The organism is Parapedobacter sp., from assembly GCF_053550995.1.
Window position 1 is genome coordinate 1 of sequence record NZ_JBMQOC010000048.1, and the last position, 5612, is coordinate 5612.

The following is a 5612-nucleotide window of genomic DNA, read 5'->3' on the forward strand; positions in this document are numbered from 1 at the left end:
CCATGCATACCCACCCGGCAAAGGGGAGGCGAACACCCAAAGAAGCCCTAAAAAAATCAATCTGTTTTTCATTGGCTTCGGCCTGATAAACAACCGTTTCGACTAGCAGGTTTTTAACATTCGTTATACTCAAATTAAGCCAAATTTCGTATGTTTGACCTCTTTAAGAAAATAAAGTTAAACAGTATAAATTAATTCACAAAATCAACAACACAAAAAATGAAAGTGGCAGTAGTCGGCGCAACCGGGCTTGTAGGTTCGGAGATGTTAACCGTGTTAGCAGCGCGCAATTTTCCCGTAACCGAATTGATTCCCGTTGCTTCTGAACGTAGCAAGGGTAAGGAAATACAATTCAAGGGGAAATCGTATAAGGTGGTCACACCCGACGAAGCTATTGCCCTCAAACCTGATGTGGCGCTATTTTCCGCGGGTGGGGGTACCTCATTGACTTATGCACCGAAGTTTGCGGAAGCCGGCATTACCGTTATTGACAATTCATCCGCTTGGCGGATGGATCCGACCAAAAAACTGGTAGTCCCGGAAGTAAACGGCGAAGTATTGACTGCGGAAGACAAGATCATCGCCAATCCGAACTGCTCGACCATACAAATGGTCGTGGTATTGAAACCCTTGCATGAACAATATGTCATCAAAAGGGTCGTCGTTTCTACCTACCAATCCGTCACCGGTACTGGCGTTAAAGCGGTACAGCAACTCAACGATGAGCGTGCGGGCGTAACGGGAGAGAAAGCCTATCCGCATCAAATCGATCTGAATGTTATCCCACAGATTGATGTGTTCCAAGATAATGGATACACCAAGGAAGAGATGAAGATGATCAAGGAGACCAACAAGATCATCGGTGACGACACCATCCGGGTTACCGCGACAACGGTGCGTATCCCTGTGATAGGTGGCCACTCGGAATCTGTGAATATCGAATTTGCCAACTAATTTGACTTGGACGAAGTACGGGCATTGCTGGCGAAACAGCCGGGGGTTGTCGTAGTCGATAACCCCGCTAATCAGGAATACCCTATGCCCAAAGATGCGCATGGTAAAGACGAAGTGTTTGTGGGGCGTATCCGTCGGGATGAAAGCCAAGCCAAAACACTCAACCTGTGGGTGGTTGCCGATAATTTGCGTAAAGGCGCAGCAACCAATACGGTGCAGATTGCCGAAAAATTGGTTGAAAAGGGATTGCTATAACCGTCATTCCATCGATGTTATTAGAAAGCACCCACTCATGAGCGGGTGCTTTTTTTTGGGAACTACCGCCAGCGAGTAAGGGTAACCTTTTGTATCGTTGTCTTAGCCCAAAACATAATTAATGGAAACAACAACAACAACCCAAAAGGTGATCCGTACATTGGCCGGTATCGCGTTGACGATCTCATGTAGCAGTGTAGCGATGGCGCAGGAAGGAAAAACCAATCAAATACATATCGGCCTCATCTATCCGCTTAGCACCAATGGTAAAACGGCCCCTTCTGACACCAACAACTTATCCCTCCACCTAATTGCAGGAATCTCGCAACAAGAGAATGCCTGCCTGGTTGCTGGTGTTTCGGGTATTGTAAAAGGGAACGCAAACGGGACGATGGTATCGGGTGTCTCCAACCATGTCGGTGGGAATGCATCCGGCGTATTGGTGGCGGGTGTAATAAACCGGGTGAAGGGGGACGTGCGCGGATTTCAAGCTGCGGGGTTCATCAATAAATCGGGCGATGTGCACACGCAAGTCGCTGGAATTATCAACATCGCGAAGCACGTTGAAGGGGTTCAAGTGGCGGGCCTTATCAATATTGCTGAACAAAGTGATTACCCTATCGGGTTGCTCAATATCATCCGGGACGGCGAGCTGGCGTTGGGTCTTGTGGCCGATGAAGAGGGGGGGTCCATGCTCGCACTGCGGAGCGGTGGCAATGTGCTATACGGCATCCTCGGGTTGGGCTACCACTTCAGGCACGATGAGGCTCGTTACCAACTGGAAGGGGGCATCGGCGCACATCTTATCACTGCCAAGGCATTCCGTATGAGTGCGGAACTGGCCAGTACGGCCATGACAAACTTCGAAGACGGTGTATTCGGAAAACAAAGCCTTCGCTTGCTCGGTGGTTGGCACATTATGCCCTACGTTGAGTTATTCGCGGGCCCTACATTTAACCACCTGCTCTTCGACGCTGACCAGACAGACATCCGTAATGGCCGGTACCTATGGCAATCGTATGGTGACGACCTATTCAACGGATTATATTTCGGCGGTATCGTAGGCCTACAATTTTCACTTTAAGCCCATTATTCCGTAAATTTGTTCAAAAGTGAAGCAATTCCTTACATGCATGCGCTAATCATTGTCGATATCCAGTACGATTTCCTCCCTGGGGGCGCGTTGGCGGTAGCCGAGGGTGATGCCGTCATTCCTATTATCAACCGTATCCAGGGTAATTACGACCTAATAGTGGCTACACAAGATTGGCACCCCCGAGGACATCACAGCTTCGCATCTGCCCACAAGGGTCGTAAACCATTCGAAACCGTCGACTTGCATGGGCTAGAACAGGTATTATGGCCGGACCATTGTGTACAAAATACCACAGGGGCCAAGCTAAGCGACCAACTGGATACCCATCGTATTGAAGCCATTTTCCGCAAGGGAACGGATCCTGCCATCGACAGCTATAGTGGCTTCTTCGATAACGGAAAGCGTAAACGGACGGGGCTAGCCGGGTACCTGCGCGACCGTGGCATAAACGCCGTATCGGTCTGCGGCCTCGCGGCCGATTATTGCGTATATTTCACGGCCATGGATGCTTTGCAACTGGGCTTCGAAACCCATATCCTGGAGGATGCTGTTCGGGCTATCGATGCATCGACCTATGCCGAGAAACGAACAGCATTCGTAGGACAAGGTGGGCAACTTGCTACTATTTAGCGCCCGAAACGCCGTCCGCCCCTTGGCCCATCGCCACCGCTTCCGCCGAAGCGCCGCAGGTTATAGGTAAAACTCAACAAGAAATACCGCTGAAGTGCATTGTTCTGCGAGTCTTGGATATACCGTTCATTGATACTCCGGTTGACGTTCGTATTGCGGTTGAGCAAATCGAAGGCAGATAAGGTAATTTCAGCTTCCTGCCGCCTCATGAGTTTTTTGCCCAGTGATGCATTCCATAGGATAAACTGTTGATTATACCCATCAGCCAACCCTTGGTTATAATTATAATACAGCGACGACGCAACACGTATTCCCTTCCAGAAGGTATAGGCCATATCATTACGGATGATTTGGTTGTACGTATTGTAACTCGATTCGCTGTTGGTATTATTACGCACTATATTGTAGTTGCCCGTGTAGCTCATGCCCACAACCAAATGGGGTCCGAAGCGGCTGTTTATCCCTACGCGCTGGTTAATACCGTAGGAATTGGTGTACGTTCCCTCTCGGTTGATCAAGCCGATATCGTGATTGTGATAAACCGCACTATGCAAATTGATATTGATTTTCAACGGCTTTATTGGTGTTCCATAAGTGGCACCACCACGGACGCTATAGTAGCCGCTGACGTTTTCGGGCCGGGTGAATTGGCCCCCTGCGCCCAGTAGCACATCGGGGGCAATAAGTGTATCGGTCGTGGCGATAAACGTGGAATTAACAATCCGGTTATTGGTAAAGTCAGCATTCACATTGGCCGAAAAGTTACTGCCCGATTCGCGCTGAACGCTATTAAACCGCAAACCGAAGCGGTGGCCGTATTCTTGTTTCAAATCCGCGTTCCCGGTGCGTATATTCAACGGGTTCTGGTTATTGATTACATCCTGTAGTTGGTTGATGGACGGCGCATTTGTTGCCGTCCGATAGCTGATATCGATTTTTTTATCGCGCGTGAAATTGTATGACAGCTCGGCACTTGGCAGGTAACTGGTAAAATGACTTCCTCTTATGTCCTCCTCGGGAAATGTGCGGTTATTGCGGATACGAGCATCCTGAAAGTCCATACCCACTTCGATACGGAACGAATCGCGCTTGGCTACCTGAAAAGAAAGGCCACCGCTTTGATAGGTATAGTCATTCCGGAACTCGTTAGACAGCTGCCGGTTTAACTCTCCTAACTGACCGGTCTCTGCCAGAAACTCAAATGTTTCCCGATTGGAATAGCTGGCGGTGTTGCGCAGGCTATAATTGGCCTGCATCCGGCTGTATTTCCCCAACGGTTCTGTATACGCCAATCGACCCGTTATGCCATTGCCATACCCATCGGTATAGCTCCGGTTGCTCACCGTGTCGGTACGGTTTAATGTCTGTTCTTTGAAGAATTCGTTGAGTGAATGGGTATGGGCCAATCCTTTATTGCTGTTGGCCGATCCATTGGCGCTGAGGGAAATCGTTCTACCCGGTTTCCATAGCCTCAGACGGTAGTCGAAGCTCCCGCTAAAATTGAAATTCGAATTTTCATTGTCGTTATTACGTACCGATGCATTCACCGGATCGTTATTTGCCAGGGTGGTATTATTGTCGGAAAAGGTATTTCGGTTGTGCTGTTGGAAGGAGAGGGAAGGCCTAAAATCGATGCGTTGGTTCGAATCGATGTCAAACCGCATACGCATATTTGCCCGGTGGCTGTAATTCACACTTCCTGATTCCTGATGTTGGGTATTGAACTGGTTGGCGTTGGCACCAATGAGGTATTCGCGGTTGGTCAGGCTAAGCGTTTCATTGCCCGTAGAATTGAAAGCGTAGTTGGCGTTGACTTCAAGGCGTTCATCCAACCATTCGTTATTGAAATTGGTCGAAACGCTATGTGTATTATTGAGACCTCGGCCATTACCTGAATTGTTCCGGCCGCGTCTCCCACGGTTATTACGGCCACTTTCCTGCTCTCCGCCCGCAATGCCGGCCATGGAAAAATCCGACTGGTTCACATTGTTGGATACCGCAAATATGGTCATGCGACGGTCGCCATCGAAGCTATTCACGTTTCCCCCTGCGTTGTATCTCTCGTTGGCACCATACCCTGCTGCCGCTTTACCGAAGTAGCCTTTACGACGGTCGGGGCGGGTAACGATGTTGATTACCTTGCGCCGTTGCCCATCATCAAAACCACTGAACTGCGCTTGTTCACTCTGCTCGTCGATAAGCTGTATCTTAGCAATGATATCTGCGGGGAGGGTTTTCAGTGCAATGCGGGGGTCCGTGCTGAAGAACTCCTTACCATCTACAATAATACGCTGCACGTCCTCCCCCTGGGCTTTTACCCGCCCTTCCTCATCAATCTCTACACCCGGAATCTGCATCACCAACGCATCGGCATCAGCATATGGTTCTGTGCTGAATGCGGAGGCATCAAACTCTGTGGTATCGCCCTTCAATACCGCCACGGGCGACCCCGAAATGACAGCCACCTCATCAAGTGTGCGGTACTCCGGCAATAATTGGATGATGAGCGGCTTCGGATTGGATTCTGCGGGTACGGTAATACCGACAACCATCGGGCGATAACCAAGATAGTTGACCTGAAGGCGATATTGCCCTGGCGGCACCTTTTTCAACTGAAAATTCCCCTCGGCTGATGCGCTGCGCTGGTCCACCACCGAATCTTTGGCAGTTAACAACC

Annotated in this window: 3 protein-coding genes and 1 pseudogene; 3 read left to right on the plus strand and 1 reads right to left on the minus strand. The window is 49.6% G+C overall.

The features are described 5' to 3' along the window. The first annotated feature begins 219 nt into the window (after positions 1-219). From ACO1NT_RS06885 to pncA, 3 genes and pseudogenes are all read left to right on the plus strand, one after another. Positions 220-1209: pseudogene (locus ACO1NT_RS06885) on the plus strand (aspartate-semialdehyde dehydrogenase). 121 nt (positions 1210-1330) lie between these two features. Next, positions 1331-2293, plus strand: a complete 963-nt coding sequence (locus tag ACO1NT_RS06890) for a hypothetical protein (RefSeq protein ID WP_449047730.1) — start codon at positions 1331-1333, stop codon at positions 2291-2293. A gap of 45 nt (positions 2294-2338) precedes the next feature. After that, positions 2339-2935: a bifunctional nicotinamidase/pyrazinamidase gene (gene pncA, locus ACO1NT_RS06895; protein WP_449047733.1), complete on the plus strand. Its 597-nt coding sequence runs from the start codon at positions 2339-2341 to the stop codon at positions 2933-2935. Here the strand turns inward: pncA and ACO1NT_RS06900 are convergent. Then, on the minus strand, positions 2932-5612 hold a 2681-nt coding region (locus tag ACO1NT_RS06900), incomplete at its 5' end, for an outer membrane beta-barrel protein (protein ID WP_449047734.1). The genes pncA and ACO1NT_RS06900 overlap by 4 nt on opposite strands.